Annotated in this window: 25 protein-coding genes and 1 other RNA gene; 5 read left to right on the top strand and 21 right to left on the bottom strand. The window is 64.3% G+C overall.

The genetic code is table 11. The features are described from left to right. Positions 1-19 precede the first annotated feature (19 nt). Positions 20-1,294 carry a two-component response regulator AauR gene (gene aauR, locus D3880_RS09650; RefSeq protein WP_238474443.1) on the top strand — a complete coding sequence of 425 codons (1,275 nt, stop codon included), beginning with the start codon at positions 20-22 and terminating at the stop codon, positions 1,292-1,294. 87 nt (positions 1,295-1,381) lie between these two features. On the opposite strand, the gene D3880_RS09645 is transcribed toward aauR, so the two are convergent. The 6 genes from D3880_RS09645 to ffs form a co-directional block, all read right to left on the bottom strand. Then, positions 1,382-2,443 carry an MBL fold metallo-hydrolase gene (locus D3880_RS09645; protein ID WP_238474424.1) on the bottom strand — a complete coding sequence of 354 codons (1,062 nt, stop codon included), beginning with the start codon at positions 2,441-2,443 and terminating at the stop codon, positions 1,382-1,384. Positions 2,444-2,742: 299 nt separating this feature from the next. Then, positions 2,743-3,891, bottom strand: coding sequence for an acyl-CoA dehydrogenase family protein (locus D3880_RS09640; RefSeq protein ID WP_119893252.1), 1,149 nt, complete (start codon positions 3,889-3,891; stop codon positions 2,743-2,745). A 107-nt stretch (positions 3,892-3,998) separates the two neighbouring features. Then, positions 3,999-4,598: a recombination mediator RecR gene (gene recR, locus D3880_RS09635; protein WP_119893251.1), complete on the bottom strand. Its 600-nt coding sequence runs from the start codon at positions 4,596-4,598 to the stop codon at positions 3,999-4,001. A gap of 157 nt (positions 4,599-4,755) precedes the next feature. Further along, positions 4,756-5,082, bottom strand: a complete 327-nt coding sequence (locus D3880_RS09630; RefSeq protein WP_119893250.1) for a YbaB/EbfC family nucleoid-associated protein — start codon at positions 5,080-5,082, stop codon at positions 4,756-4,758. A 24-nt stretch (positions 5,083-5,106) separates the two neighbouring features. Continuing rightward, positions 5,107-7,176, bottom strand: a complete 2,070-nt coding sequence (gene dnaX, locus D3880_RS09625; RefSeq protein WP_119893249.1) for a DNA polymerase III subunit gamma/tau — start codon at positions 7,174-7,176, stop codon at positions 5,107-5,109. Positions 7,177-7,597: 421 nt separating this feature from the next. Beyond that, positions 7,598-7,694, bottom strand: an RNA gene (gene ffs / locus D3880_RS09620) — signal recognition particle sRNA small type. A 143-nt stretch (positions 7,695-7,837) separates the two neighbouring features. On the opposite strand from ffs, the gene D3880_RS09615 reads away from it, so the two are divergent. Together D3880_RS09615 and D3880_RS09610 are read left to right on the top strand one after the other, a co-directional pair. Next, positions 7,838-8,071 carry a hypothetical protein gene (locus D3880_RS09615; RefSeq protein WP_119893248.1) on the top strand — a complete coding sequence of 78 codons (234 nt, stop codon included), beginning with the start codon at positions 7,838-7,840 and terminating at the stop codon, positions 8,069-8,071. A 140-nt stretch (positions 8,072-8,211) separates the two neighbouring features. Next, on the top strand, positions 8,212-8,490 hold the full coding sequence (locus D3880_RS09610; protein ID WP_119893247.1) for an HU family DNA-binding protein: 279 nt from the start codon (positions 8,212-8,214) through the stop codon (positions 8,488-8,490). Positions 8,491-8,831: 341 nt separating this feature from the next. Here D3880_RS09610 and D3880_RS09605 read toward each other — a convergent pair whose 3' ends face one another. The 14 genes from D3880_RS09605 to D3880_RS09540 form a co-directional block, all read right to left on the bottom strand. Then, positions 8,832-9,878 (bottom strand): tetratricopeptide repeat protein, encoded by a 1,047-nt coding sequence (locus D3880_RS09605; RefSeq protein ID WP_119893246.1) that lies wholly within the window; start codon positions 9,876-9,878, stop codon positions 8,832-8,834. A gap of 1 nt (position 9,879) precedes the next feature. Next, on the bottom strand, positions 9,880-10,848 hold the full coding sequence (locus D3880_RS09600) for a type II secretion system F family protein (RefSeq protein ID WP_119893245.1): 969 nt from the start codon (positions 10,846-10,848) through the stop codon (positions 9,880-9,882). Positions 10,849-10,877: 29 nt separating this feature from the next. Next, a complete protein-coding gene (locus tag D3880_RS09595; RefSeq protein ID WP_119893244.1) occupies positions 10,878-11,864 on the bottom strand; it encodes a type II secretion system F family protein in 987 nt (328 codons plus the stop codon). Further along, positions 11,861-13,291: a TadA family conjugal transfer-associated ATPase gene (locus D3880_RS09590; RefSeq protein WP_119893243.1), complete on the bottom strand. Its 1,431-nt coding sequence runs from the start codon at positions 13,289-13,291 to the stop codon at positions 11,861-11,863. The genes D3880_RS09595 and D3880_RS09590 overlap by 4 nt, the downstream gene beginning before the upstream one ends. Positions 13,292-13,294: 3 nt before the next feature. Continuing rightward, positions 13,295-14,512, bottom strand: a complete 1,218-nt coding sequence (locus D3880_RS09585; RefSeq protein WP_119893242.1) for an AAA family ATPase — start codon at positions 14,510-14,512, stop codon at positions 13,295-13,297. Continuing rightward, positions 14,506-15,009, bottom strand: coding sequence for a TadE/TadG family type IV pilus assembly protein (locus D3880_RS09580; RefSeq protein WP_119893241.1), 504 nt, complete (start codon positions 15,007-15,009; stop codon positions 14,506-14,508). The genes D3880_RS09585 and D3880_RS09580 overlap by 7 nt, the downstream gene beginning before the upstream one ends. Next, positions 15,009-15,497 (bottom strand): TadE family protein, encoded by a 489-nt coding sequence (locus D3880_RS09575; protein WP_119893240.1) that lies wholly within the window; start codon positions 15,495-15,497, stop codon positions 15,009-15,011. Before D3880_RS09575 ends, D3880_RS09580 begins: the two co-directional genes overlap by 1 nt. Before the next feature lie 8 nt (positions 15,498-15,505). Then, the gene (locus tag D3880_RS09570) at positions 15,506-16,861 is read right to left on the bottom strand and encodes a pilus assembly protein TadG-related protein (RefSeq protein ID WP_119893239.1); all 1,356 of its coding nucleotides are present in this window, start codon (positions 16,859-16,861) and stop codon (positions 15,506-15,508) included. Between the two features lie 10 nt (positions 16,862-16,871). Then, positions 16,872-17,147 carry a hypothetical protein gene (locus D3880_RS09565; RefSeq protein ID WP_119893238.1) on the bottom strand — a complete coding sequence of 92 codons (276 nt, stop codon included), beginning with the start codon at positions 17,145-17,147 and terminating at the stop codon, positions 16,872-16,874. Between the two features lie 15 nt (positions 17,148-17,162). Further along, positions 17,163-18,674 (bottom strand): type II and III secretion system protein family protein, encoded by a 1,512-nt coding sequence (locus D3880_RS09560; protein WP_119893237.1) that lies wholly within the window; start codon positions 18,672-18,674, stop codon positions 17,163-17,165. A gap of 108 nt (positions 18,675-18,782) precedes the next feature. Next, positions 18,783-19,583 carry a Flp pilus assembly protein CpaB gene (gene cpaB / locus D3880_RS09555; protein ID WP_119893236.1) on the bottom strand — a complete coding sequence of 267 codons (801 nt, stop codon included), beginning with the start codon at positions 19,581-19,583 and terminating at the stop codon, positions 18,783-18,785. Positions 19,584-19,595: 12 nt separating this feature from the next. Beyond that, positions 19,596-20,915: a P-loop NTPase family protein gene (locus D3880_RS09550; RefSeq protein WP_119893235.1), complete on the bottom strand. Its 1,320-nt coding sequence runs from the start codon at positions 20,913-20,915 to the stop codon at positions 19,596-19,598. Positions 20,916-20,930: 15 nt separating this feature from the next. Then, positions 20,931-21,467, bottom strand: coding sequence for an A24 family peptidase (locus D3880_RS09545; RefSeq protein ID WP_119893234.1), 537 nt, complete (start codon positions 21,465-21,467; stop codon positions 20,931-20,933). A 30-nt stretch (positions 21,468-21,497) separates the two neighbouring features. Next, positions 21,498-21,725 carry a Flp family type IVb pilin gene (locus D3880_RS09540; protein ID WP_119893233.1) on the bottom strand — a complete coding sequence of 76 codons (228 nt, stop codon included), beginning with the start codon at positions 21,723-21,725 and terminating at the stop codon, positions 21,498-21,500. A gap of 382 nt (positions 21,726-22,107) precedes the next feature. Between D3880_RS09540 and D3880_RS09535 the strand changes: the two genes are divergently transcribed. Together D3880_RS09535 and D3880_RS09530 are read left to right on the top strand one after the other, a co-directional pair. Continuing rightward, positions 22,108-22,983, top strand: a complete 876-nt coding sequence (locus D3880_RS09535) for a helix-turn-helix transcriptional regulator (protein ID WP_119893232.1) — start codon at positions 22,108-22,110, stop codon at positions 22,981-22,983. A gap of 137 nt (positions 22,984-23,120) precedes the next feature. Beyond that, positions 23,121-23,741: a methyltransferase family protein gene (locus D3880_RS09530; protein ID WP_119893231.1), complete on the top strand. Its 621-nt coding sequence runs from the start codon at positions 23,121-23,123 to the stop codon at positions 23,739-23,741. Between the two features lie 294 nt (positions 23,742-24,035). Here the strand turns inward: D3880_RS09530 and ligA are convergent, their stop codons facing one another. Continuing rightward, positions 24,036-26,417, bottom strand: coding sequence for an NAD-dependent DNA ligase LigA (gene ligA, locus D3880_RS09525; protein WP_119893230.1), 2,382 nt, complete (start codon positions 26,415-26,417; stop codon positions 24,036-24,038). Positions 26,418-26,444 lie beyond the last annotated feature (27 nt).

Here is a 26,444-nt window from a genome sequence, read left to right as displayed (position 1 = left end):
CGAGGACGACCCTCATGTGCTGCTCGGCTGCCAGCAGGCGCTGGGTCTGGAGGACATTCCCAGCATCGGCGTGGGCAGCGCCGAGGAAGCCCTGCAACGGGTCGGCGAGGACTTCGCCGGCATCGTCATCAGCGACATCCGCCTGCCCGGCATCGACGGCCTGCAGCTGCTCGCCCGCCTCAAGGCGCGCGACCGCAGCCTGCCGGTGGTGCTGATCACCGGCCACGGCGACATCTCCATGGCGGTCGGCGCGATGCGCGACGGCGCCTATGACTTCATGGAAAAACCCTTCTCGCCGGAACGTCTGGTCGACGTGGTGCGCCGCGCCCTGGAACAACGCGGCCTGGCCCGCGAGGTGTCGGCCCTGCGCCGCCAGCTAGCCGGGCGCCAGGCCCTGGAGGAGCGCCTGATCGGCCGCTCGCCGGCCATGCAGCAGTTGCGCGAGCTGATCGCCAACGTCGCCGACACCTCGGCCAACGTGCTGATCGAAGGCGAGACCGGCACCGGCAAGGAACTGGTCGCGCGCTGCCTGCACGATTTCAGCCGGCGCCAGGCCAAGCAGTTCGTCGCCCTCAACTGCGGCGGCCTGCCGGAGAACCTGTTCGAGAGCGAGATCTTCGGCCACGAGGCGCACGCCTTCACCGGCGCCGGCAAGCGCCGCATCGGCAAGATCGAGCACGCCAACGGCGGCAGCCTGTTCCTCGACGAGATCGAGAGCATGCCGCTCAACCTGCAGATCAAGCTGTTGCGGGTGCTGCAGGAGCACAGCCTGGAGCGCCTCGGCTCCAACCAGTCGGTCGCGGTGGACTGCCGGGTGATCGCCGCGACCAAGGCCGACCTCGGCCAGCTGGGCAAGGCCGGGCAGTTCCGCAGCGACCTCTACTACCGGCTCAATGTGGTCACCCTGGAGCTGCCGCCGCTGCGCGAGCGGCGCGAGGACATCCCGCTGCTGTTCGCGCACTTCCTCCAGCAGTCCTCGCTGCGCTTCGACCGCACCGCGCCGGAACTCGACCGCCCGACCCTGTCGAGCCTGATGGCCCACGACTGGCCGGGCAACGTGCGCGAACTGCGCAACGTCGCCGAGCGCTTCGCCCTCGGTCTGCCGGTGTTCAAGAAAGGCGGCGCGGCCGCGGAAGCCAGCGGTCCGTCCTTTGCCGAGGCGGTGGAAGCCTTCGAAAAGAGCCTGCTCAGCGAGGCCCTGGAATGCCACGCCGGCAACCTCAGCCAGGCCAGCCAAGCGCTGGGCATGGCCAAGACCACGCTGTTCGACAAGGTGAAGAAGTACGGGCTGTGACCCCCGCGGTTAGCGGCAACGACTGCCGGGGGGCCGGAGGTCGCTCGAGGCCGGACGTGCCGGCCCCGGAAGGCGGGTTGCGCGAGGTCAGGCCTCGGCCGTGCTGGCCCGGTACCAGGCCACGCCGTCCTCGTCCTCGCGCACCGTCACCTGGCCGCGCTGCACCAGATAGTTGAGGTTGGCCAGCGCCTCACCGGTGGCCAGGGGCAGCAGATCGGCATCGATCGGCCGTGCAAACAGCGCGCCGAACACATCCACCACCCGTTTCGGCCCCTCGCTCAGCAACTGGATCAGCCGCTCGAATGAGCGTTGATGCCCCGCGACAAGCCGATCCAGACGCGCATGCAGCCCCTCGAACGGCTCGTTGTGCGCCGGCAGCACCAGCACATCCGCGGGCAGCTGGCGCTTGAGCTTGGCCAACGACTCCAGCCACTCGCCCATCGGGTCGGCTTCCGGCTCGGTGGGAAACACCGATACGTTGGGCGAAATGCGTGGCAGCACCTGATCGCCGGAGATCAGCACCTTCAGTTCGGCGCAGTAGAAGCAGGCATGCTCCGGCGAATGTCCGGAACCGACCACCACCTGCCAGTCGTGGGCGCCAATGCGGATCTGCTGGCCGTCCTGCAGGCGCCGGTAGCGCTGCGGCAAGGGCGAGATGTGCTTGCCATAGCCACCGAAGCGCGCGCAGTAGGTCTCGAGCGCTTCGGCGTCCCAGCCGGTACGCCGGTAGAAGCCGATGCCTTCGGCCGGCGCCTCGCGGCCGGTGTCGCCGACCAGTACCCGGCAAGTCATGTACTCGCCGCGGGTCATCCACAGCTCGCAGCCGAACTTGCGGGTGAGCCAGCCGGCCATGCCGATGTGGTCGGGATGCATGTGGGTGGCGAGGATGCGGCTGGGACCGCATTCGCCGAGCGGCGCGCCGGGGCCGATCAGCGTGCGCCAGGCGTCGAGGGTGGCCGGCGTGTGCATGCCGGTGTCGAAGATCGCCCAGCCTTCGCCGTCCTGCACCGCCCACAGGTTGATGTGGTCCAGCGACAGCGGCAGCGGCATGCGCAGCCACAACACACCGGGCGCGACCTCGCGCACGGCGCCCGGCGCGGGCGCTTCACCGCAGGGATAAACCAGCGGTATCCGTTCAGGTTTGCTCACGTTGGTGCCTTCTCGATTCGGGTAGCCGCGACGCAAGCGACGCCGGCGAAAATTCGTAGGAGCCTATCATCCCGGGGGGAAGCCGCAGGCGAAAGTGCCGCGGCGCAAGGCTGGCCGACGACGCGCAGTTCGTCTATTCAGACCCTTTCGTATCGATTAGAGGCGATTGGCGCGCTTCAAGTCAGCGTCATAACTGCCGTTCAGCCGGGGGCTTTGGCCATTTTCCAGGTAAAGGCAGCCGCTGCCATGACAGAAGCCCTCGCAGACAGCGCGTTCCGATGCGCATCGCACGCCCTAGATTACAGCCCCATCTGCTTGGCGATGATCTCGTTCATCACCTCGCGGGTGCCGCCGCCGATGGAGAGGATGCGGTTGTCGCGGTACAGGCGCTCGACCAGGCTTTCGCGCATATAACCCATGCCACCCAGCATCTGCACCGCGTCGTAGACGATGCGGTCGGCGATATCGGTGGCGAAGTTCTTGGCCATGGAGATTTCCTTGATAACACTCTTGCCGGCATCCATCTTCGCCGCCTGGCGGTAGGTGAACTCGCGCGAGACCTCCAACTGGGTGGCCATCTCCGCCAGGCGGTGCTTGAGCACCTGGAACTTGCCGATCGGTTTGCCGAAGGCTTCGCGTTCTTTCGCCCATTTCAGCGACTCTTCCAGCGCCAGCTGCGCGGTCATGTTGGCCATGATCGCCAGCGCCAGGCGCTCGCTCTGGAAGTTGGCCATGATGCAGGCGAAGCCCATGTTCTCGACGCCGATCAGGTTCTCCACCGGCACCTGGCAGTCGTCGAAGAACAGCTCGGCAGTGTCCGACGCCCACCAGCCCATCTTCTTCAACTTGCGACCGACGCTGAAACCGGGTGTGCCCTTCTCGATCAGCAGCAGGCTGACGCCGCCGAAGCCGTCGCCGCCGGTGCGCACCGCCACGCTGTAGTAGTCGGCGCGCACGCCGCTGGTGATGAAGGTCTTGCTGCCGGTGACGCGATAGTGGTCGCCGTCACGCACCGCGCGGGTCTTCAGGCTGGCCACATCGGAGCCGCCGGACGGCTCGGTGACCGCCAGGGCCATGATCTTCTCGCCGCGAAGCACCTGCGGCACGATGCGCTCGCGCAATTCCGGCTTGGCCCACTTGAGCACCGGCGGCAGGCCGATATCCAGCGAGCAGAGCCCGGCCACCAGGCCGCCGGAGCCGCAGCGCATCAGCTCCTCGCTGGCCGCCAGCTTGGCGAACAGATCACCCTCATGGCTGCCACCTAGCTGCTCCGGATAACCGATGCCGAGAATGCCAGCGGCGCCGGCCTTCAGATACAGCTCGCGGGGAAATTCCTCGGCCTCCTCCCACTCGGCGACATGCGGCAGGATTTCCCGCTCGACGAAACGCCGCACGGAATCGCGCACCAGTTGATGGGACTCGTCGAAGTATTCCTGAAAGGCGGACATGCGCAGCTCCCGGTGAGGTTTATTCGACCTTACCGAGCGCTTGCTTGGTTTTCAAGGTGAGACTTTGGCCAACTCCGCCAGCGTTATGGCCGAGCGCGGCAAATGAATCAGAGGCTGATCGGTCGCCGCCCCGCCAAGGCATGGGCCAGGGTGCCGCCATCGACCAGCTCCAGCTCGCCGCCCAGCGGCATGCCATGGGCGATGCGCGAGGTGATCAAGCCCTTGTTGGCCAGCATCTGGGCGATGTAGTGGGCTGTCGCCTCGCCCTCCACCGTGGGGTTGGTGGCGAGGATCACCTCGCTGAAGCTGCCCGCCTCGACCCGTGTCAGCAGCTCGGGAATGCCAATGGCTTCCGGGCCCAGGCCGTCCAGCGGCGAGAGGTGGCCCTTGAGCACGAAGTAGCGGCCACGATAGCCGGTCTGCTCCACCGCATGCACATCCATCGGCCCTTCGACGATGCACAACAGGCTGTCGTCGCGACGCGGGTCGCTGCACTGCGGGCACAGCTCATCCTCGCTCAGGGTCCGGCAGGTCTTGCAATGACCGACGCCCTCCATCGCCTGAGTCAGCGCCTGGGCCAGGCGCAGGGCGCCACTGCGATCACGCTCGAGCAAGTGCAGGGCCATGCGCTGGGCGGTCTTCTGCCCTACCCCCGGCAGGATGCGCAGGGAGTCGATCAGGTGGCGAATCAGCGGACTGAAGCTCATGGCGGACACTCAAAGAATACGGGGGCTGCGGACGGGCCGTTCAGGCCATTCCGTAGGCTGGGTTGAGCGTAGCGATACCCAGCGAGCAGTGGCTCAGGGCGCGAAAGACGGGTATCGCGTTGCTCAACCCATCCTACGGCTGCGGTCTGGGCTGTTCTTAGAAGGGCAGCTTGAAGCCAGGCGGCAGCTGCATCCCCGCAGTCATGCCGGACATCTTGTCCTGACTGTTCGCCTCGATCTTGCGCACCGCGTCGTTCACCGCCGCGGCGATCAGGTCTTCGAGGATTTCCTTGTCTTCCTGCATCAGGCTGTCGTCCAGGCTGACGCGCTTGACGTCGTGCCGGCCGTTCATCACCACGCTGACCAGACCGGCGCCCGACTGGCCGGTGACTTCGGCGTTGGCCAGCTCTTCCTGCATCTTCTGCATCTTTTCCTGCATCTGCTGGGCCTGCTTCATCAGGCCTGCCATGCCACCTTTCATCATGGGGAGTTACCTCGGATTTCTAGGTTAGGGGGTCTCAACAGGTTCGATGCTGTCTTCGCGGATCACCGCAGCGAACTGTTGGATCATTTGCTGCACCAGCGGATCGTTATGGATCGAAGCCACCGCATTGCGCTGGCGCTCGGCACGCTTGCGGGCGGCGGCTTGGGCCGGGGTTTCCTGCTCGGGCTTGCGCAGCTCGATCGCCAGCTTGAGCTCGCGGCCGTGATATTGGTTCAGCGCCTCGTTCAGGCGACGTTCTTGAGTGGCATTGAACAACGCACTTTGCGCCGGGTCCAGGTGCAGATGCCAGGTATCGCCGTCGACGGCGACCAGCGAGCAGTTGGCGGCGATGCTGCCGGTCAGGCCGCTGATACCCAGGCGCGGGAACAGGTCCAGCCATTCGGCGGCCAGGCCAGTGGCCGGCTGCGCGGCGGGCAGCGGCTCGGACTCGGCGGCGGCCTCAGGCTCGCCCAGACCGGGCATGACATCCAGGTAGGCCGTCTCGCTGTCCACTTCGTAATAGTCGTCATCGGCTAGCGGCGGCTCATCATCGTCGTCACTGTCGGCAATCGCCACCGGGGTCGGTGCCGCGATCGGGGTTGGCGCCTGGACCACGACTGCGGGCTCGGACTCGGCTACTACTGCGACTGCCTCGGCGACCGGCGGCTCAGCGGCTTTTGGCTCTTCCCACGGCAGGTCGACCACGGCAGGCGCTGCTGCCGGCGCTACCGGCGGCTCTACGACCAGGGCGACGGCAACAGGCTCTAGCTCAGGCGCCACTTCGCGTGGCACCACTGTGGGCACGGCAACGGCTACGGGCTCAGGCGTGGCAGCGACCACCATCGTGGCGGCTTCGCCAACCGGTACTGGCGCGTGGGTCGAGGCCACTGCAATGGCGGCAATAGCCGGCGCCGCCATAGCGGCGCCGGCCACTGGGTTGGGACGGGGATCAGCAGTGGCCTGGCTAATCCCTAGCGGCTTTAGCGCCACCCTCGGCGCGTCGTCCGTGTCCGCCGGACGGAAGGCCAGCATGCGCAGCAGGACCATCTCGAAGCCGCCGCGCGGGTCGGGGGCCAGCGGCAGGTCGCGGCGACCGATCAGGCCCATCTGATAGTAGAACTGCACATCCTCGGCCGGCAGCGCCTGGGCCAGGGCCAGCACGCGATCGCGGTCGCCCTGGCCGTTATCGATCGCCTCCGGCAACGCCTGGGCAACAGCCACGCGGTGCAGCACGTTGAGCATTTCCGCCAGCACGCCGCTCCAGTCCGGGCCTTGCTCGGCCAACTGGCGTACCGCCTCGAGCAAGGCACGGGCGTCACCTTCCAGCAGCGCGTGCAGCACGCCATACACCTGGCCGTGATCGAGGCTGCCGAGCATGGCGCGCACGTCGGCGGCCAGCACCTTGCCTTCGCCGAAGGCGATGGCCTGGTCGGTCAGGCTCATGGCATCGCGCATCGAACCGTCGGCCGCGCGGCCGAGCAGCCAGAGGGCATCCTCCTCGAACGGCACATGCTCGGCAGTCAGCACATGGGTCAGGTGCTCGACCACCCGCTCCGGCGGCATGTTCTTCAGCGAGAACTGCAGGCAGCGCGAGAGGATGGTGACCGGCAGCTTCTGCGGATCGGTGGTGGCAAGGAGGAATTTGACGTGCGGCGGCGGCTCTTCGAGGGTCTTGAGCAGCGCGTTGAACGAGTGCGTGGAGAGCATGTGCACTTCGTCGATCAGGTAGACCTTGTAACGCCCGCGGCTCGGGGCGTACTGCACGTTGTCGAGCAGTTCGCGGGTGTCCTCGACCTTGGTACGGCTGGCGGCGTCGACTTCGATCAGGTCGACGAAGCGCCCCTCATCGATCTCCCGGCACACCGAACAGACGCCGCAAGGCGTCGAGCTGATGCCAGTTTCGCAGTTCAGGCACTTGGCGATGATCCGCGCAATGGTGGTCTTGCCCACCCCGCGGGTGCCGGTGAACAGATAGGCGTGGTGCAGGCGCTGGCTGTCGAGGGCGTTGATCAGGGCCTTGAGCACATGGGTCTGGCCGACCATTTCGCGAAACGAGCGCGGGCGCCACTTACGTGCAAGAACCTGATAACTCATTGAAAACCGTCACGACTGGGAAGCGGAAGTGGGCTAATCCTAGCGGAGCAAGGGGTAAATTGCACCCGCCATGCACGCACCCACACTGCGTACACGAAGAGGACCTGCAGCTTGCCGAGGATACCGGTCATCCAGTGATCCCCGACCAACGAAATGGTAAAGAGCATCAGATGTGTACGGTGAATTGGCCATCACTCCTCCTGGCTGATAGCACGCTTATTGCGTCCTAAATGCGGGAGTAGAGCCACCATGAGCCCACAGAGAGAAGGCACGTAGCGATGACCTTGGAGAGAGAGAGAGAGTAACAGTGGCTAGAATGCCCAGCGTGATGCACCACTTCGGTGTACCTAAACGCTGTTCCACTCTTCGATTTTTGGCGAGAAAAGTCTTTTAGAATTAAAGACTTAGATATTGGAGGCAACCCCTTCAGCCACACCCCGGCACACAATGTCACCGCTGCGGCTGCTCCCTTCCAGGCCTGACCGGGTTCACGGCTGATCGTTGCGGGGGGACCGAAGGGGCCACCATAACGCTGCCCGCCTGGCGGCGAGCCGCGCCATTGTACCGGCTTATCGGCAACTTACAACCGCCTAGCGGCGATTAAAAATCGCATCCACGACAAGCACTTGCCGTCATATCGGGAGGCCGCTGACATAGCAATATGCCGCTGTGTAGCCAAGTCAGACAGTGCTGCAATAGTGCCGGCTCGCGGAGGGACAGGCGCTTCACCTTCGCCTGGCAGAATCAGGGCGTCAGCCAGGCCCGCGAATTGCTGGACAGCAAGGCGCTGAAGAACGGCAAGGTGGAAGTGAAAGTGCCGCTCGACAGCGGAACCAAGCCGGGCGTCAAAGGTCAGCTACGCTTCGTGGTTTCGGCGTGGAATGCCGAAACCTGAACCTGTGACACAAACCGGTTAAAACGCCCGGCGCAGAGCGGGTCGGGCAGCTAGCGCCATCTTTTTATGCTAGCGTGCCGGCCTTTACAGGCGCCGCACAAGCGCCAGACAAACGAACACTCATCCAATGGAGCACCATCATGGCAATGACCAAAGACCAGCTGATCACCGATATCGCCGAGGCGACCGAAGCGACCAAAGCCTCCGTACGCGCAGTGCTGGATCAGTTGAGCGAAATCGTCAGCGATGCCCTGGAAAATCATGAAGAAATCACCCTGCCGGGTATCGGCAAGCTGAAGGTCGCCGAGCGCCCGGCCCGTACCGGCCGCAATCCGCAGACTGGCAAGAGCATCGAGATCGCTGCCAAGCGGGTGGTGAAATACGTGCCGGCCAAGGCGCTGACCGACGCAGTCAACTAAGAATCTGTTTCGGATCTCGCGAGCTAGAATCAAACAAGGCGCAACGTAGCGTAGCGGAGTAACAGCCGAAGGCTGGCCCGCAGGGCGAGCGTAGCGAGTCAAACGGCTGAGGAAGCGGAGTTTACGAGTTGTAAATGAGCATTCCGAAGCCGTTTTTAACGCCGTTTGGCCGACGCGCAGCAGATCCGAGACAGGTTCTAAGAGCCTGCTCACGATCTCGGTAACTCCCCTCTTCCACTTGTGGAGAGGGTTTCGCCAACCAGCCCTCTCCCCAGCCCTCTCCCGCCTTTCTTTTATGAAGCAGGGGGATAGGGGCAAAAGCGGCCTCTCTGCCTTGCGCCTCAGGGCGTCGCTGCCGCTGTTACCTCCACACCCAGAATGGCCGAGGCGGGCTTGTCCGGCGCCTGATTGGCGCCCAGTTGGCGAATCCGCCTGACCTGCTCGACCCGCTTCAGGTTGTCCCACGCCGTGGCGTAATGCGCCGGCGACTGCTCGATAGCGCTGCGAAAGAACTGCTCGGCCTCATCCAGCTTGCCTTCCACCAGACAGACATAACCCACATCATTGCTGGCCTCGGCCCGCTTCTCGATCTGCTCGAACGCGGAGACGGCCTCCTCATAGCGGCCCATGCGCGCCAGCAACAATCCATAGTTGCGCCACAGCGGATGGTAGGAAGGGTCGTAGCCGATCCCCCGCTGATACATACGCTCAGCCTCCGGCCATGAGCCGGCCAGGTAATAGGAATAGCCCTGACTGTTCTGCACCAGCGCCGAGCGCGGCTCGATTTGCATGGCCAAGCGGTAGTAGGCCTCGGCCTGGGTGAAGTCGTTGCGCAGGTCGGCCAATACGCCGAGGCCGTTGTACACCTTCAGTGGCGACTGGCCGTCCACCTGTAGCGCCGCGAGATCGGGCGGGCTGTCGCCCTCGCCATGGCCAAGCCGTCGCTGGTCAATGGCGACGGCCTTGCCAAGCAGCTCTTGGGCCTTTTCATGATTGCGCGCAGCGAGATACAGCAGGCCCAGCTCGGTCAGGGCATCGAGATTGTCCGGATCGCTCGTCAGCACATCGTTGAACGCCATCTCGGCGAGCTGGGTATTGCCCCGCTCACGGTGGATGCGCCCGACCCAAACCAGGGCCCCGTAGCGCTTCGGGTCCAGTTCGATGGCCCGCAGGTACTGGAACAGCGCCAGATCGAGATTGCCGCTCTGGTAGGCCCTGGCCGCCAGCTGCATGGCCTGGGTCGGCGAGTCGATCTGTTTCTGCACCTGATAGAGCACCGAGTTGTCGCCGGTGTAGACCGAGCGAAACGCACTGGCCTGCTCCGAACCAGTGGTCTGACATCCCGACAGCACGGCCATCACAGCCAACAGCAGCATTTTCCTGTTCATGTCATAGCTTCCCGAATGCTTTGAAGACACCAATGATCGCCGGCCCGATGGCCACCAGAAAAAAGCTTGGCCACAGGCAGAAGATCAGCGGAAACACCAGTTTGGTACCAACTTTCGCGGCCTGCTCCTCGGCGGCCTGGGTGCGTCGATCGCGAAACTCCTCGGCGTAGATGCGCAAGGTATCGGCGATGCTGGTGCCGAAGCGGATGCTCTGCGCCAGCAGGCTGACCAGGCCCTGCACATCATCCAGCCCGGTGCGCAGGGCCAACCCCTTAAGCGCTTGGGCGCTGGGGATGCCGGCGCGGATTTCTACATTCACCAGCGCCAGTTCCTCGGCCAGTTCCACCTGGCTGACCGCCATCTCGTCAGCGACCCGTTCGATGGCCTGGGGCAAGGCCAGCCCCGACTCCACGCACACCACCATCAGGTCCAAAGCATCGGGAAAGGCCGCGCGCAGCCGGTTGATCCGCGCGGCCTTGCGCTTCTCCACATAGATCGCCGGCGCCAGCCAGCCGACGCCGGCAGCCCCGGCCGCCAGCAACAGAGCCAAGGTTAGCGAGAGCTTCGGCAGCAAGGGCAGCACCAGCAGCGCCAAGCCCAGCAGCGTCAGCGGCAGTACCAGACGGATGGCCCAGTACAGCTGCACGGCCGAGGCCGAACGGTAGCCGGCGTGCATCAACAGGGTACGGGTGGCGGAAACCTGGCTGCGGTCTTCCTTGGCAAAGCGCTGGCCCACCTGTTCCAGCAGCAGTTGCAGATTGCCGGGAGCCCGCTGATCCCCGGACAAGTCGCCATGACCGCGCTTGATCAGCGCCAGCCGGCGCTGCACCGGGTCCTGCAAGCCCATCACCAACAGTGCCACGGTGACCACGGCGAGCGCCGCGCTCAGGCCGATGGCGCCGAGAAACAGCAGGCGCGCCAGTTGTTCGTTGCCCACTGCGCCTTTGATCAGAGCCAACAGGTAGTCCATGTCCAACTCCTTCCCTCTAGGGGTAACGCCTACACCTGAATACGGATGACTTTGCGAATCCACACGATGCCCACCAGCATGGCGCCGAACGCCGCCATGACCAGCTTCTGCCCGAGTGGCTCCTTGATCAGCACCGGCATGTACTCCGGAGTCGTCAGCATGATTGCCGCGGCCAGCACGAAGGGCACCGAGATCAGCACCCAGGCCGACATCCGCCCCTCCGCGGACAGCGTCTTGACCTTGCGCTGGAAGCGGAAGCGTCCGCGGATCAGGCTGCTCAGACGCTCCAGCACCTCGGTCAGATTGCCGCCGGTCTCGCGGTGAATGAGGATCGAGGTCACCAGCATCATCACCGTCATGCTCGGCATGCGCTCCAGCAGGCCGAGCATGGCCCGGCGCACATCGTTGCCGTAGTTGATGTCGGCGAAGGTCAGGCCGAACTCATGGGCCACCGGCCCCTTGTGCTCGTCGGCCACCAGGCGCAGGGTCTCGTTGAACGGGTGGCCGGCGCGCAAGGCGCGGCACATGGCGTCCAGGGCATCCGGCAAGCCTTCTTCGAAGGCGGCGAAACGCTTGCTGCGATCGCTGGCGATTTTCAGGATCGGCACCCAGAACACCAGCGCTGCCAGCCCCAAAGCCGCCCACCAGAGCGGCACCAGCAGCCACAGTCCGACACCGGCCCATAGCGCCAGCGCCAGACTGAGCATCAGCACGCGATAGGCCCGGTACTCGTGGCCGGCCTGCTCGATCATCGTGGCCAGGGCCTCCATCAAGGGCCACTGCTCCAGACTGGCCTCCAGCGGCGACAGGCGCGTGAGGTACTTCTGTCGCAGCACCGTCTGCATGTTCGGCAACTGGGCGGCATGCTCCAGCACACTCAGGCGCGCGCGGATACGCTTGCGCGTCTTGCCCGCCTCGCCGAACACCGGCACCACCACGCCCTGGCTGAGCAGGAATACGGCGACGAAGACCATGCCGAGGAACGCCAGGATGTACTCGGAGGGGAGCTGGTTCATGACTGCAGGGCCTCCATCCATTCGGGGCGGAACAGATTCAGCGGCAGCTCGATGCCGCGCTTGGCCAGCACGTCGCGAAAGCCCGGAATCATCCCGGTCGGACGAAAATCGCCGAGCACCTCGCCCTGCTCGCCGATGCCGCGCCGTTCGAAGGTGAAGATTTCGGTCATGGTGATGATGTCGCCCTCCATGCCGTTGATTTCCTGCACGCTGACCAAACGCCGGCGGCCATCCTCCTGACGCTCCAGCTGGACCACCACGTCGATGGCCGAGGCGATCTGCTGGCGCATGGCCTTGATCGGGAAGGTCGCGCCGGTCATCGACACCATGTTCTCGATCCTTCCTAAGGCATCGCGCGGAGTGTTGGCATGGATGGTGGTCAGCGAGCCGTCGTGGCCGGTGTTCATCGCCGTCAGCATGTCCAGCGCCTCGGCACCGCGCACCTCGCCGATGACGATGCGGTCCGGGCGCATACGCAGGCTGTTGCGCACTAGCTCGCGCTGGCTCACCTCGCCGCGCCCCTCGATGTTCGACGGCCGGGTCTCCAGGCGCACCACGTGCGGCTGCTGCAGTTGCAGCTCGGCGGAGTCCTCGATGGTGACGATCCGCTCGTTATGCGGAATGAAACTGGACAGCACATTGAGCATGGTGGTCTTGCCGGTGCCGGTGCCGCCGGACACCAGCACATTCATGCGCCCGCGCACGATGGCCTTGAGCAGCAGGGCGATGGCCGGCGTCAGGGTGCCCATCTGCACCAGGCTCTCGGTGCTCAGCAGGTCCACGGCGAAACGGCGAATCGACATGCTCGGTCCGTCGATGGCCAGCGGCGGGATGATGGCGTTGACCCGCGAACCGTCCTTCAAGCGGGCGTCCACCAGCGGCGAGGATTCGTCGATGCGCCGCCCCAGGCTGGAAACGATGCGGTCGATGATGTTCAGCAGATGCTGGTCGTCACGAAAACGCACGTCAGTGCGTTGCAGCTTGCCGTGGCGCTCGACGTACACCGAGGCGTGGCCGTTGACCAGGATGTCCGACACGCTGTGATCGGCCAGCAAGGGCTCCAGCGGCCCCAGCCCGAGCACCTCGTCGGTGATCTGCTTGATGATCAGCTGGCGGCTGCTGGCGCTTACCGGTGCCGAATTCTCGTCCAACAGACGCTGGCAGATCTCGCGAATCTGCCGCCCCGCCTCGACCGGCTCCAGGGAGTCCAGTAATGACAGGTCCATGACCTTGAGCAACAGCTGATAGATCTTCTCGCGCCACTCGGTTTCCACCGGGTTGAGCTGGGTGCGGGTTTCGTAGACGACGTCCGGTGCATTGACCTCCCAGGTCATAGGGGTGGCGACGGCGGCCGGCTCTTCCGCCAATGCCGCCGGGGCGCTTTTACCGGGCTGCTGACGCAGACGATTGCGAAGTTCGCTGAGCATGGTCTATCCCCTGAACAGTCGGCCAAAAGTACGTTTCAGCAAGCCCTGCGCGGCGGCCTCGGTGCCGAGCAACTCCTGGCACAGCTCGCGCATGGCCAGGGTGACCGGCGCGCGCGGCGCATGAATCCCCAGCGGCACGCCGGTGTTCTGGCTTTCGCTGACTACCGCATAATCGTTGGGCAGTTTCTGCAGATCGGCGCAGCGCAGCGCCTCGGCAATATCCTTGAGACTGACCGGGGCCACCTTGTTGTAGCGGTTGACCACCACCTGCAGATGGCTGCCCTGCACCCCCAGGTCGTCACGCAGGATGCGCATCAGACGGGTGGCGTCCTTCAGGTGGCTGAGGCTCTGCTGCACCAGGATGTAGACCCGGTCGGCCTGTTCCAGAGTGATGCTGGTGAGGTGATCGATCTGCCTCGGCAAGTCGACCACCACCCAGTCGTAGGTACTGCGCGCCAGGCGCAACAAGGACTCCAATTGTTCCTGGTGCACATCCTGCGGCAGGCACAGCTCGCTAGAGCGCCCGCCCAGCACATGCAAGTCAGGGCTGAAATGGCTGCAGAAGCCACGCAGGGCCACGCTATCCAGTTCGTCGATCTGCTGCAGCACTTCCAAATGGCTGTGCGAGGGCCGTACATCCAGGTAATGGGTCACGCTGCCGAACTGCAGATCCATATCCAGCAGCAAGGTGCTGGCGCCGCTGGCACTGAGCTGCTGAGCCAGGTTGCAGGCCAGCGAGGTGGCGCCGGAGCCGCCCTTGGCATTCATCACCGCGATCAACTTGCCGCCGCAGCCGGTGCCGCTGCGGGCCTCGCTGAGCACGCGGCCGATCGCCGCCTGCAACTCTTCAGCGGCCACCGGCTCGGGGAAAAAATCGCGGGCGCCGGCCTGCATCGCCAGGCGCATGCCCTCGAGCTCGTCCAGCGGACCGCAGACCAGCAAGGGCGGACGCTCCTGGGCCGGGCGCTGCAGCAACGCGGCCAGTTCCTCGCGCCACAGATGGCTGAGGCGCAGCAACAGCAGGTCGGGCATCTGCTCCAGGCCGTAAAGCGGGTCGGTATGGCCGTTGCTCACCAGCCGCGTGGTCACCTGCAGGCCGGGAATGCGCTGGCTGAGGCTTTGCAGGTGGCGCAAGGCCGCGGCGTCGCGGCTGCTGATCAGCAGGCGCATGCTCTGCCGGGCGACGGTTCTCGACGGGGTGACATCCCTGCTCATCAACATGGCGTGATCTCCGGCACTACGCCCGCTTCGGCATGCCGGCCAAGACTCTCGCGGGGCAGGATCGACTGAAACAGCGGCAGCGTGATCCCCGTGCCCAGCACGGGGATCAGCAGGTTGAAGGTGAAGCCCTGGAGCTGCAGGCGGACGTAGCGGATAGCGCGGAAGCCGGCAGCGCCGCTGAGATCGCTGGGGCTCGCCACGGCCGCGCCGTTCTCGTTCAGATAGGTCAGGCTCAGGTCGGCCGTGTCCAGGCCGCCGATCAGGCTGCTGGCGCCGGCGTCGTTGGCCGCGTTGTAGATAGCGCGACGCAGGATGCGCGGCTCGCTGATGTCGCACACCGCGGCCAGCCGCGCGCCGCGGCGCACGGTTTCGTTCAGGGCGTTGACGGTGAAGAACAGACGGCCCATCTCCAGCACAGCGAACAGCAGGATGAACAGCAGCAGGCCAATGACGGCGAATTCGACCACATACACCCCGCGCATCCGCCTGGCGTTCATCACAAGGCCCTCATCACGGTGGTGGCGACCAACGGGACGCTCAGCGCCGTGCCATTGCCGATGAACGCCGGCAGGCCGTTGCCGATGAGTGGTCGGAAGGTGTAGCTGATGGTGACCTGGACGTGATCGCTGCCCACTGCGGTGACGGCAACGTCGCCCGGGCACGGCTTGGGTACCAACCGCACGCTGTTGTCGGGGCTACAGCTCGCCGTCTGCGCGGAGGCCACCCCGCTGGCCGCCAGGTTCTGGGTCCGGGTGCGCAGGCTAGCGCTCAGCTCGACCCGTCCCAGGGTGGCGTTCCAGGCTTCGTTGGCGACGAAGCGCCCGGCGTCGCGGCTGGCCTGCAGCAGGCTGTTGTACTGGAACAGCAGGCGGCCGAACTCGCCGATGGCGAACAACAGCAACAGCAGCAGCGGCAGCGTGATGGCGAACTCAACCATGGCCACCCCCTCCTGGGCCTGGCGCCGCGCGAATGCTTGTCGGTCCATGGCCCCTCCTAGGAGTCGCCGCTCGGCGTGCGGTTGTTGTCGATATAGGTCTTGTACAGCTGGATAATCTGCGGGCCGGCATCGTCTATCGGGGTCGGCCCGGCCACATTGTCGCCTTCGCACTCCTTGACGAACTGGCCGAAGATCTGCGCCTCGTTGCCCTGGTGCTCCGCCGGTTGCAGCACGAAGAAGCAACCGAAACCCAGCACCGGCACCGATGACGTACCCCCATCGGTTCCGCTGCACTGGCCGACCACGATCTTCAGCATGCGCCGCTCGAACACGCCGCCGCTCTGACAGCCGCTGCCGGTGCCAGCGGCGCAGGCCGAGGAAGCCGGTTCCCAGTCGTGGTAATCGAACAGCGCACGGGTGGCGGTGGACAGGTGGCCGTTGCTGGAGGTGACCGGCAGATTCTGGTGCTCGATGCGCGGCGGCGACTCCGAGTCGTCGTACTTCAGCTCCGGCGAGTTGGCGGTAATCACCAGATCCGGCGGATAGTCCTGACGGCTGAGGTTGCCGCCCTGATAGTCACCGAACCGGGTGTTCAAGCCCTGGACGGAGGGGCCGACCGTATTGCCCGGTTTGGTCTGGACCTGCTCACCGACGCTATTGCACTGCTTGATTCCGCCGGCCAGCCCTTCACGGACGCCATTACCGCCATTGCCCCCCAGATCGAGCAACTGGAAGTTGCCGGGGCCGATTGGCGAGCTGTCGTTCGCCGCGGTTTTCAGCAGCTGCAGATCGCCGAAGCGGTAGCCCCAGAACATCCCATTGTCCGGGTCGTACTGAGCCGGGTTGCCGCACACCATGAGCGGAACCACGTCGCAGGGGCTGGTCGGACTCGGCCCGGCGGTGGCGATGGCCGCCACCGCCTTGCTCGGGTCGGGCCCCGCAATCGCCTGCAGGATGCCCCAGAAAAATTCGCTCAAACGATAGTTCGGCACCGACACCCGCACATAGCTGGCATCCGCCGGCCCCGGGAAGGAGAACGGCCCGTAGACGCTGCTGGCCAACTCCACCACCGCAAAACTGCCAATGCCCCCCGCCCGGGTGATGGCCGTCGCCAGCTCGCCATTGCCGTTCTGCGCACTGGCGTTGAGCAGCAGGGTATCGCGCGCGGCAGTCTGCACCACGGTCGCCGCACCAGCCGCGCCGGACACTTGCAAGAGCCGCTTGGCCCCACTTAGCGCGGCGGCATCCACGGCATTCTGCAGGCGCGTCTTGTTCACCAGCATGTGCCCGCCGTCCAGCGCCAGCGCGGCCATGGCCAGCATGGCCAGCAGCGCGATTACGATCAGCACGATCACCGCCCCCCGCTGGCGGCGCGGCGGCGCGGTGAATGGCCTATGGATGCGGGAGCTCATGGTCGGTTCCTCAGTCGCCGATATTGATCTGGATCGGCTGGCCGACCTGCGCGGCATCGCCGGTCTGGCCCCGGTAGGCGTCCATTACCTTCTCGGTCAGCGGGCCATCGGTGCCGGCCGCCGAAACTTCCGTACCCGGGTTGGCCGCCACCTCCTTGTCGGCGATCTGCTGGTAGCTGGTCTGGTAGATGCTGTAGCCCAGGGTACCGACCCGCCCTTCCTCGTAACTCATCACACAGCCGGCTAGCCCGAACAGCAGCAGGGCAAGGGAAATCATGGCTTTCATAGTCGTTGCCTCTACTTAATTGAGATCATGGCCAAAGCTACCCTCGCTGACCCCGAGGCTGACGGGGACCGGGCGCCCGGGCTCACGGCCCTTGGTCTTGCCGAGCAGGTAGAAGTCCAGGTCGCTGGGCTCGACGAACTTCTCGGTCGGCAGGCGCACGGTCCGCGCATCCACCGGCTTGGCCAGGTGCGGCGTCACCAGGATCACCAGTTCGGTTTCGCCATTGATGAACTGCTGGCTGCGGAACAAGTGGCCGAGTATCGGCAGGTCGCCCAGGCCTGGGAAACGGCTGACGAAATCGCGGGTGTTCTCGCTGATCAGCCCGGCGATGGCGATGGTCTGGCCGTTGCCGAGTTCGACGGTGGACTGGGCGCTGCGCTTTGTCAGCGAGGGAATCACCTGGGTCACCCCCTCGCCGAGGATGCTCTGCAGGCCGGTGTCCAGCACCAGCGAGTTGGCGTTGGAAAGCTCGCTGACCGAGACATTCAGGTTGAGGTTGATGCGCCCGGAATCGAGCACCACCGGGAGGAATTTCACCCCGACGCCGAACTCCTTGAACTCGATGGTGATGCCATCGTCCTCGGTGATCGGCACCGGGAACTCGCCGCCGGAGATGAACTCGGCCTGCTGCCCGGTGAGGGTGGTCAGGGTCGGCTCGGCCAGCACCTTGGCCGAGCCATTGTCCTTGGCCGCCTCCAGCACCACGTTGAAGAGGAACTCGTCGGAGAGGAACTGGCCGAAGAAGCCCTTGCCATTGCCGATCAGGGAGACCGGGTTGACGTTGCCATTGCCGTCGAAGCCCAGCCCCTCGCCGTTGTTGAAACCGCCCGTGGACCAGCGGCTGGATGAGCCGAAGTCCAGGGCGTTGAAGCGCACGCTGAGACTCTTGAACAGGTTGCGCTGCATCTCCGCGACCTTGACCTCCAGCATCACCTGCTGGCTGCTGCCGACGCTGAGCAGGTTGATCACGTCCAGTGACTGGGTCGGCGCCGCCACGGCGGCCTCACCTTCCCCCTGGACCACACTCGAGGTTTGCGCGGTATAGGTCTTGGCCAGCTTGACTGCGGTATCCATGGCCACCGCGCTGCTGACGTGACCGCGCAACACCAGAGCGCCCTGGGCGCTGTAAACCTCGATCTTCTCGTTGGGCAGCAACTCGTGCAGCTTGGTCTTCAAGCCGTTGAGGTCGTGCTCCACCTCGAGTTCGAAGTTGTCGATCAGGCGGTTGCCGCCGTCCCACAACAGCACGTTGGTGCTGCCCAGGGAACGGCCCAACAGGTACAACTGGGTCGGGCTGGTGATCAGGATGTCGGCGATTTCCGGGTTGCCGACCGAGACCTTCTTCACCGGTGCACGAGTGGTGAGCACGCGCGACTTGTAGATCGGCACCTGAATACGACTGGTGTTGGCCGCCGGCATTGCGCGTACCGCCGTCGGCGGCTCGGCCGCCTGCACTGCGGCAGTCAGCAGCAAGCATGCGCCCAGGGTGTGCAGCGCGTATGTCCTGAATTTGTGGAGGGTATCCATGTACTACTCCTTGCGTGATATGCCGCTTGCCATCAGTTAGTACGCCTGCCTCTCAGGGCGTGCACCGCTTAGCTTGTCTCCCTCACCCGTTTACGGGAGAGGCACCGCTTACAGTTGGGCTTTCGCCACCTTGACCTCGATACCGCGAATCACCGTGATGCCGCCGCCACTACCACCGCTGCGGCGCAGCACCGGTTTGGGCGCCGGCGGCGGCGCTGTCGGTTGGTTCACCGCCAGTGGTTGCGCCGGCTTCTTCTGCTCGTCCAGCGGATTGCGCAGTGCCAGTTGCAGACGGCCTTCGCTCATCGCCTTGACCAGCACCTCCGCCTCGGCGGGGCTCATTTCCAGGGTTACCGCGCGCACCACGACCGGCTGGGTCTTGTCGGTGCTGGCGGTCTGGTCCACCGCCAGCACGCGCAGGTCTTCCAGAATGGTTTCCGCCTCGGCATTGCTGTTGCCGCCGGCCTGCTTGGTCGCCAGCACATCCACCCGGTTGCCCGGCAAGAGGAAGCCGCCGACCCCGACCACGTCGTCCACCCGCACCGACACCGCCCGCTTGCTGGGCTCGATCAGCGAGGCCAGGGTGCTGCCGCCCAGGTGCTCGGCGAGCCGGGCGCCGCGCAGGATGTCGCCGCGCAGCATGGAGAAGGTGGCGATCTTGCCCACCACCTGCTCGGTGGCAGCGAAGGAGTCGTCCGGCACGGTGCCCTTGGGCATGCGCACCACGGTGACCTGCTGGGCCTCGACCATCTGCCCGAACGGAATCTCCACCGTGGCGACCACCACGTTCTGTAGGTTGTCGTCCGGACTGGCGTTGAGCCGCGCGCTCAGCCAGTTGTTGGCCATCCAGGCAGCACCCAGGCCGAGGACCAGGGACAGGGCAATCAGAGTCAAGGTACGCGCGCTCATGTCGGTATCTCCCTAATCCAAAAAGTCGAGCTGGACGAAATAATTGCGCCAGGCCCACTCGAGATCGATGAATGACAGCGGGCCAGAGGCATTCAGATAGCGTTGGCGGTCCAGCGCCATGCCCAGCAGGTCACGCGGGTGGCAGGGCACCAACGGCATGCCCTCGGCCTCGTACAAGCCCTGCAGCACATAGCGCAGCAGCAGTGGATCGAAAGGAATGCCCAGGCGCTCGCACTCCTGGCGCCAGATGCGCTCGTAATGGCCGGGGTCGAGGTAGTTGAAATGCAGCTTGTAGCCAATCCGCCGGAGGAAGGCCTCGTCCGCCAGTTCCAACGGATTGAGGTTGGTGGAAAACACCAGGACCAGGTCGAACGGTATTTCGCAGTGGCGACCACCGCCAAGGTTGAGGAAATCGCGCCGCTCTTCCATCGGCACGATCCAGCGGTTGAGCAACTCGCCCGCGGCCACGCGCTGACGGCCCAGATCGTCGATGACGAACAGGCCGTTGCTGGCCTTGAGCTGCAGCGGCGCCTGGTACAGACGGGTGGAAGGGTCGAAGCGGACCTCCAACTGCTCCAGGCCCAGTTCGCCGCCGGTGATCAGCAGCGGCCGCTTGCAGCACAGCAGCCGCCGGTCGATGCCTTCGTTGAGCAGCAGGCTGCCCTGCTGGTCGGCATCCAGGCGCTGATGGATCTGCGGGTCGTAAATTTCCAGCACGGCATCGTTGATGACGATGGCATGCGGCAGCCAGATGGCCTCGGCGAACAGACGAATCAGGCGGCTGCTGACATAGGTCTTGCCGGTGCCGGCCGGGCCGTAAATCATGATGGCGCGTCCGGAATTCAGGGCCACACCCAACTGATCGAGCATGCCATCGGCCAGCACCACCCCGTCGAAGGCGCAGCGCATATCGCTTATGCCGATGCGGCCGTGATGGATGGTCTGCACCTTGAGCAGCGAACGATAGGCGCTCACCGGAAACGGCGCGGCGCCGATGTAGCCGCTGCGCGCCAGCGCATCGCGGGCGGCACGCCGGCCACGCTCGGTGAGGCCGTAGCGCAGCCCCTGGCCACCGGCCTGGCCGAGTACCTCGACGCGCCCGTCCTTGCGCAGGAAGGCCAGCACCTCCTCCAGCACCGAGCCGGTCAGCGCCAGGCGCTCGACCAGGCGCGGCAGATCCAGCACTCCGGCGTCATGCAGGTGCTTGCACAGCAGGTCGCCGAGGAAGTTGTCCGTCAGGCCGGTATCACGGATGCTGCGCGGCTGCGGCGCCAGGCGCTGCACGGCCTCGCGTTCGCTGGGGTAGGCATCGCTGTCGCTGACGGCGTACATAATGGGCCTCCTGCGCTAGTGGCCGAACAGCTGCCAGTGTTCGAAGGGTTGCCAGAACAGACTGAGCAAGGTGCCCAGGAGGATGGCTACCGTGTAGGGAAAGGGTTGGCCCGCCACTTCATCCGGCGCCGGAGCCAAATAGGCTCGGGCCATCAGGCTCAGCCGGTAGCGAGACAGGGTCAGTGGCAACTGGCCGCGCACTAGTACCAGCAACAAGGCGCAGAGCCCACCGGCCATCAAACTGCACGCTGCCGCCCAGAGGGCTGCTGTAGGGGCCAGAAAACTGCCGACCATAGCCATCAGCTTCACATCGCCCGCCGCCATTCCGCCCAAGACATAAAACGGAAGGAAAACAACGAAACCGACCAGCAGGCCCAGCAGGCCGCTGCCTAAGCCGGCTATACCTAAAGCATGAACCTGCCCAGTCAGCCCGAGAGCCAGCCCTAACAGCACCAGCCAGTTGGGGATGCGGTGGCGGCATAGATCGCTCACCACCGCAGCACCCAGCAGTCCTAGCAGTAAAATGTTGCCAAGCAGCAGCTCCATTGACATCGCCAGCGCTCTCTCAGAGTTACCACTTAGTTAAGGAGCAGGAGCAGCACCACCACATGCGGTGCCTGGAGTTGCACCTGTTCCAACGGCATCACGCATACACCCGATCTTAGAGTTCACGTTTTGGCCCAACGTGACAAAGGCTCCAACAGCCGCAACTGTGATCAGTCCCCCGGCCACCGCATACTCCACGATGGTCAACCCGTCCTCGTCTTTGACGAACTTCATCACCGCACCTTTGATCGTTTGCAGATTCATTTCGCCCACCTCACTCGCTGATTGGTTTGCCGAAAACCGGCTGCACGCTGTGCGCCGTGTCTGCAAGTTAGTCAGCGGCGAGTGAACGGGGTTAGGAGTTTTTTGCGCATCGCTAGGAGTTTTTTGCCCGCCGGCCTTCCCACTACAAAGCGTCAGACGAACGGCGAAATCCCTGCCAAACCAAGCAAAATGGCGATTCCTTGACGCAAGCAGGCGCCCACGGCTGGTTTTTAGACCGTTATTCATATGCGACCTTAGTCCTATATCAGAAATAGGTCTTTAGCCTGATAGCACATTGGCGATACTGCAGAACAGGGAAACGCAAGGCTCTGCGTAGAGTTTCTGGAAGGGCCATATAAGAAAACAGGGCGGGCTCGGGAAAATGGCGTGCAATTCCGGCAGTAAACCAGTGCTGTTATGGCTCGATCTCACGCACGACCGCTCGGCGGAGGAGTTGATCGGCCAGTTTCGCTCGTCCTGCGATTGCCGGCTGGCACGAGACTCCAGTGTGACGGATGCGGAGCATGACCAGCAGCCCGACATGATCTGCATGCACTTCGACCGTCCGGACGCCCTCGGCCTCAACCTGCTGCTGGAGGTCAAGCGCACAGCGCCGTCGATCCCCATCACCATGTTCACCGTGCAACACTCCGAGGAACTGGCTGTATGGGCCATGCGCGCCGGCGTTTGGGAATACCTGGTGTTGCCACTCCCCTGCGCCGAAAAGACCCGTTATCTGGAATCTCTGCAGCAACTGCGGACCTTGCGCCAAGGCGGCGCCGTCCACGCCAGCAAACCCTGCATCGAGCGCGGCTGTCCACTACCCGACAGCATTCGGCTGACCAAATCACACCAGATACAGCGCGCGCTGCAGAAGGCCCTGCTGCACATCGACCAGCACTTCCACGAGGGCATCGACCAGAAGGAATTGGCCCAGCGCTGCGGCATGACGCCCTTTCGCTTCTGTCGGCTGTTCAAGGAGCAGCTCGGCGTGGGCTTCATGGAATACATCCTGCGCAAGCGCATGGATTTCGCCAAAGAATTGCTCAACAACAGCCAGATGCCCATCACCAGCATCGGCTACGAATCCGGCTTCAAGGACCCCTCCTACTTCGCCCGCAGCTTCAAGCAGTACATGGGCTGCACGCCCAGCGAATACCGCAGCGCAGGGCCGGACAAGGAGTCCACCAGGACAGACCTGGGCCTGGGCAGCACCCGCGAGGAAATGCTGCAGACCGGCATACGGGAACAGGCCTGAGCGTCTAGATCCGTAGGGTGGATTACGCTTTTTTCATCCACCAGGGGATTACCAAGGGGACAGGTGAAGCGTCATCCAACCTACAAACTGCAAAAATAAAATAATCAACAAAATCATCGATCAAAGAGCAGACCTATATGAGCCAAACATCAAAATTACTGCAATCAAGTCGACTCAATTTCTACAGCGGAATGTTCCTTGCGGTCGTTTGGGGGATGTTCGCTTACGCTCATATCTTGCAATTCCAGAAGACGCACGAACTTTCACCTCTAATATTTTGTTTATCTGAAACACTGACAGCCATATTTTTTATATTTCGAAGCGATCCAGAAACTGTCTCAACCATTCCCTTCGATTGGCTGGTAGCAATTGGCGGGACATTCGCCCCACTGTTTTTTCGCCCAGCCTCATGGGGAATACTGCCTTTGGCAAGCACGGCGATTATTGCAGGGGCATGCATTCAGATATTGGCTCTAATCTCACTTAACCGCAGTTTTGCGCTTGTTGCGGCAAAGCGAAAAATCAAAACAGCCTGGATGTATCGCATCGTCCGCCACCCGATCTATGCGAGTTACTGCCTGATATTCACCGGATATGTACTGACAAATACGACTCTTGCGAACGTAGCTATCTATGCGGTGACCATAGGGCTTCTTTGCATACGAATATTCCGGGAAGAAAGGCACCTGGCTCTTGACCCCCAGTACCGTGAATACATGATTGACGTGCGCTACCGGCTTATTCCGCTCATATTTTAAATCCATAAGGTGGATGAGCTTTTCATCCAACAAACCTTGCCAAGAAGCTGGATGGGTGAAGCGTCACCCCCCCTTGACAGACAGGCGCAATCGTAGGGTGGGTTAGCGGCGCAAGTGCAAAGTGCTTGGCCCCAAGACAAGGCATCCGCGCCGCGTAACCCACCAGCGGCGCCGAGCCGGGCTCCGTGCGATGGGTATCGCTGCGCTCAACCCATCCTACAAAGGTGAACGCCGGGCACCCTTCACGCCCCAGGCTTTGCCGCCTGCGTGTCAGATTCTGTACGAAGCAGGCACTTAGGCGAACTGCTGCAACAAGCCGAGAAACTCCGCCTCATCCAGTACCCGCACTCCCAGCTCACTAGCCTTGGCCAGCTTCGAGCCGGCGCCCGGCCCGGCCACCACGCAGCTGGTCTTGGCCGACACCGAGCCGGCAACCTTGGCGCCCAGTGCTTCCAGCTTGTCCTTCGCCATATCGCGGCTCATGGCCTCCAGGGTGCCGGTCAGCACCCAGGTCTGGCCGGCCAGCGGCAGGCCTGCGACTGCTTTCTTCTCGGATTCCCAGTGCATGCCAAAGTCACGCAGCTGCGTCTCGATGGCACGGGCGCGGGCGACGTTGTCCGGGTTGGCGAAGAATTCGCGCAGCGACTGCTTGGCCTTGTCGTTCAGGCCCTTCATCACGCTCAGCTCCAGCCAGTCCTGGCTGAGGGCGATCACCCCGTCGAAGCTGCCGGCCTTGTCCGCCAGGTTCCTCGCCCCGGTGGCGGCGATGAAGGGAATGTTCAGTTTGTCGATGAAATCGGCCAGGGTGGTGGCGGCGGCGAATTCGGCATGCAACTCGCCCTCCTCCTGCAACTGCAGACCGCGCTCGAGCAACTGGGCGATCACCGTGCGGTTGTGGTCATCGCCGAAGAAGTTGTGGATCTCGTAGGCCACCTCGGCACCGACATCCGGCAGCCAGGTCAGCACTTCCGGCAAGGCCTGCTGGATGCGTGTGAGCGAGCCGAGGGCACGGGCCAGGGTCTTGGCGGTTTCCTCGCCGACATCGGGGATGCCGAGGGCGTAGATGAAGCGCGCCAGGCCCGGCCGCTTGCTCGCGGCGATGGCCGCCAGCAGGTTGTTGCTCGACAGCTCGGCGAAGCCCTCGAGGCCGACGATCTGCTCGAAGCGCAGGGTGAACAGGTCCGCCGGCGAGCGCACCAGGCCCTCGTCCACCAGTTGTTCGACGCTCTTCTCTCCCAGGCCCTCGATGTCCAGGGCGCGCCGCGAGACGAAATGGATGATCGCCTGTTTGAGCTGCGCGCCGCAGGCCAGACGGCCGACGCAGCGGTACACCGCGCCTTCGCTGAGGGTCTCCTTGCCCTTGCTGCGCTTGACCAGCTGGGTGCGCTCGACCTGCGAGCCGCACACCGGGCAGCACGCGGGGATCTGCACCGACCGCGCATCGGCCGGGCGACGTTCGGCCACAACGGCCATGACCTGCGGAATCACGTCGCCGGCGCGGCGGATGATCACCGTGTCGCCGATCATCAGGCCCAGGCGCGCCACTTCGTCCATGTTGTGCAGGGTCGCATTGGACACGGTGACGCCGGCCACCTTGACCGGCTTCAGGCGCGCCACCGGGGTGACGGCGCCAGTGCGGCCGACCTGGAACTCGACGTCCAGCAGCTCGGTCAGCTCCTCGCTGGCCGGAAACTTGTGGGCGATGGCCCAGCGCGGCTCGCGGGCGCGAAAGCCCAGCTCACGCTGCCAGGCCAGGTTGTTGACCTTGAACACCACCCCGTCGATTTCATAGGCCAGCGCCTGACGCCGCTCGCCAATGTTGCGGTAGTAGTCCAGGCACGCTTCCACGCCCTCGGCCAACTTCAGCTCGTGGCTGATAGGCAGGCCCCAGCCCTTGAGTGCCTGGAGGATGCCGACCTGGCTATCCGGCAACTCGCCCTGCACCTGGCCGATGCCGTAGCAGCAGAACTCCAGCGGCCGGCTGGCGGTGATTTTCGGATCCAGCTGGCGCAAGCTGCCGGCGGCGGCGTTGCGCGGGTTGGCGAAGGTCTTGCCGCCGCTCTCCAGCTGCCGGACATTAAGCGCCTCGAAGCCGGCCTTGGACATGAACACCTCGCCGCGCACCTCCAGCAGCGCCGGCCAACCGCTGCCCTGCAGTTTGAGCGGGATGTTGCGCACGGTGCGCACGTTGCTGCTGATGTCCTCGCCGGTGCTGCCGTCGCCGCGGGTGGCGCCGCGCACCAGTTGGCCGTCGCGGTACAGCAAGCTGACGGCCAGGCCGTCGAGCTTCGGTTCGCAGCAGTAGGCCACCGTGGCGCCGCCGCCGAACAGATCGCCGGCCGGCAGGTCCAGGCCCTCGCGCACGCGGCGGTCGAAGTCGAGCAGGTCGCTGTCCTCGAAGGCGTTACCGAGGCTGAGCATCGGCACCTCGTGGCGCACCTCGCCGAACGCGCTGAGCGCTGCGCCGCCAACTCGCTGGGTCGGCGAATCGGCGGTCACCAGCTCGGGGTGCTCGCCCTCCAGCGTTTTCAACTCGTTGAACAGGCGGTCGTACTCGGCGTCCGGAATGCTCGGTTCGTCCAGCACGTAGTAGCGGTGGTTGTGCGCATCGAGCTCGGCGCGCAACTCGGCAATGCGTTCGGCGGCATTCTTTGTGGATGTAGCGGTGTCAGTCATGGTGATTCTCTCGCAAACGAAAAGAGC

It is taken from the genome of Pseudomonas cavernae, from assembly GCF_003595175.1.
Lineage (GTDB): Bacteria > Pseudomonadota > Gammaproteobacteria > Pseudomonadales > Pseudomonadaceae > Aquipseudomonas > Aquipseudomonas cavernae.
Note: the sequence above shows the minus strand (reverse complement) of the source record. Positions and strands in the feature narration are given on the sequence as shown.

Coding starts and splice junctions, on each gene's coding strand:
- D3880_RS09600 (WP_119893245.1), bottom strand. CDS start 10,848: ATGGACTACCTGTTGGCTCTGATCAAAGGCGCAGTGGGCAACGAACAA.
- D3880_RS09605 (WP_119893246.1), bottom strand. CDS start 9,878: ATGAACAGGAAAATGCTGCTGTTGGCTGTGATGGCCGTGCTGTCGGGA.
- D3880_RS09580 (WP_119893241.1), bottom strand. CDS start 15,009: ATGAACGCCAGGCGGATGCGCGGGGTGTATGTGGTCGAATTCGCCGTC.
- dnaX (WP_119893249.1), bottom strand. CDS start 7,176: ATGAGTTATCAGGTTCTTGCACGTAAGTGGCGCCCGCGCTCGTTTCGC.
- cpaB (WP_119893236.1), bottom strand. CDS start 19,583: ATGAGCGCGCGTACCTTGACTCTGATTGCCCTGTCCCTGGTCCTCGGC.
- D3880_RS09640 (WP_119893252.1), bottom strand. CDS start 3,891: ATGTCCGCCTTTCAGGAATACTTCGACGAGTCCCATCAACTGGTGCGC.
- D3880_RS09595 (WP_119893244.1), bottom strand. CDS start 11,864: ATGAACCAGCTCCCCTCCGAGTACATCCTGGCGTTCCTCGGCATGGTC.
- D3880_RS09565 (WP_119893238.1), bottom strand. CDS start 17,147: ATGAAAGCCATGATTTCCCTTGCCCTGCTGCTGTTCGGGCTAGCCGGC.
- D3880_RS09570 (WP_119893239.1), bottom strand. CDS start 16,861: ATGAGCTCCCGCATCCATAGGCCATTCACCGCGCCGCCGCGCCGCCAG.
- D3880_RS09535 (WP_119893232.1), top strand. CDS start 22,108: ATGGCGTGCAATTCCGGCAGTAAACCAGTGCTGTTATGGCTCGATCTC.
- D3880_RS09615 (WP_119893248.1), top strand. CDS start 7,838: ATGCCGCTGTGTAGCCAAGTCAGACAGTGCTGCAATAGTGCCGGCTCG.
- D3880_RS09545 (WP_119893234.1), bottom strand. CDS start 21,467: ATGTCAATGGAGCTGCTGCTTGGCAACATTTTACTGCTAGGACTGCTG.
- D3880_RS09630 (WP_119893250.1), bottom strand. CDS start 5,082: ATGATGAAAGGTGGCATGGCAGGCCTGATGAAGCAGGCCCAGCAGATG.
- D3880_RS09530 (WP_119893231.1), top strand. CDS start 23,121: ATGAGCCAAACATCAAAATTACTGCAATCAAGTCGACTCAATTTCTAC.
- D3880_RS09585 (WP_119893242.1), bottom strand. CDS start 14,512: ATGTTGATGAGCAGGGATGTCACCCCGTCGAGAACCGTCGCCCGGCAG.
- ligA (WP_119893230.1), bottom strand. CDS start 26,417: ATGACTGACACCGCTACATCCACAAAGAATGCCGCCGAACGCATTGCC.
- D3880_RS09590 (WP_119893243.1), bottom strand. CDS start 13,291: ATGCTCAGCGAACTTCGCAATCGTCTGCGTCAGCAGCCCGGTAAAAGC.
- D3880_RS09610 (WP_119893247.1), top strand. CDS start 8,212: ATGGCAATGACCAAAGACCAGCTGATCACCGATATCGCCGAGGCGACC.
- D3880_RS09560 (WP_119893237.1), bottom strand. CDS start 18,674: ATGGATACCCTCCACAAATTCAGGACATACGCGCTGCACACCCTGGGC.
- D3880_RS09540 (WP_119893233.1), bottom strand. CDS start 21,725: ATGAATCTGCAAACGATCAAAGGTGCGGTGATGAAGTTCGTCAAAGAC.
- D3880_RS09575 (WP_119893240.1), bottom strand. CDS start 15,497: ATGGACCGACAAGCATTCGCGCGGCGCCAGGCCCAGGAGGGGGTGGCC.
- D3880_RS09550 (WP_119893235.1), bottom strand. CDS start 20,915: ATGTACGCCGTCAGCGACAGCGATGCCTACCCCAGCGAACGCGAGGCC.
- recR (WP_119893251.1), bottom strand. CDS start 4,598: ATGAGCTTCAGTCCGCTGATTCGCCACCTGATCGACTCCCTGCGCATC.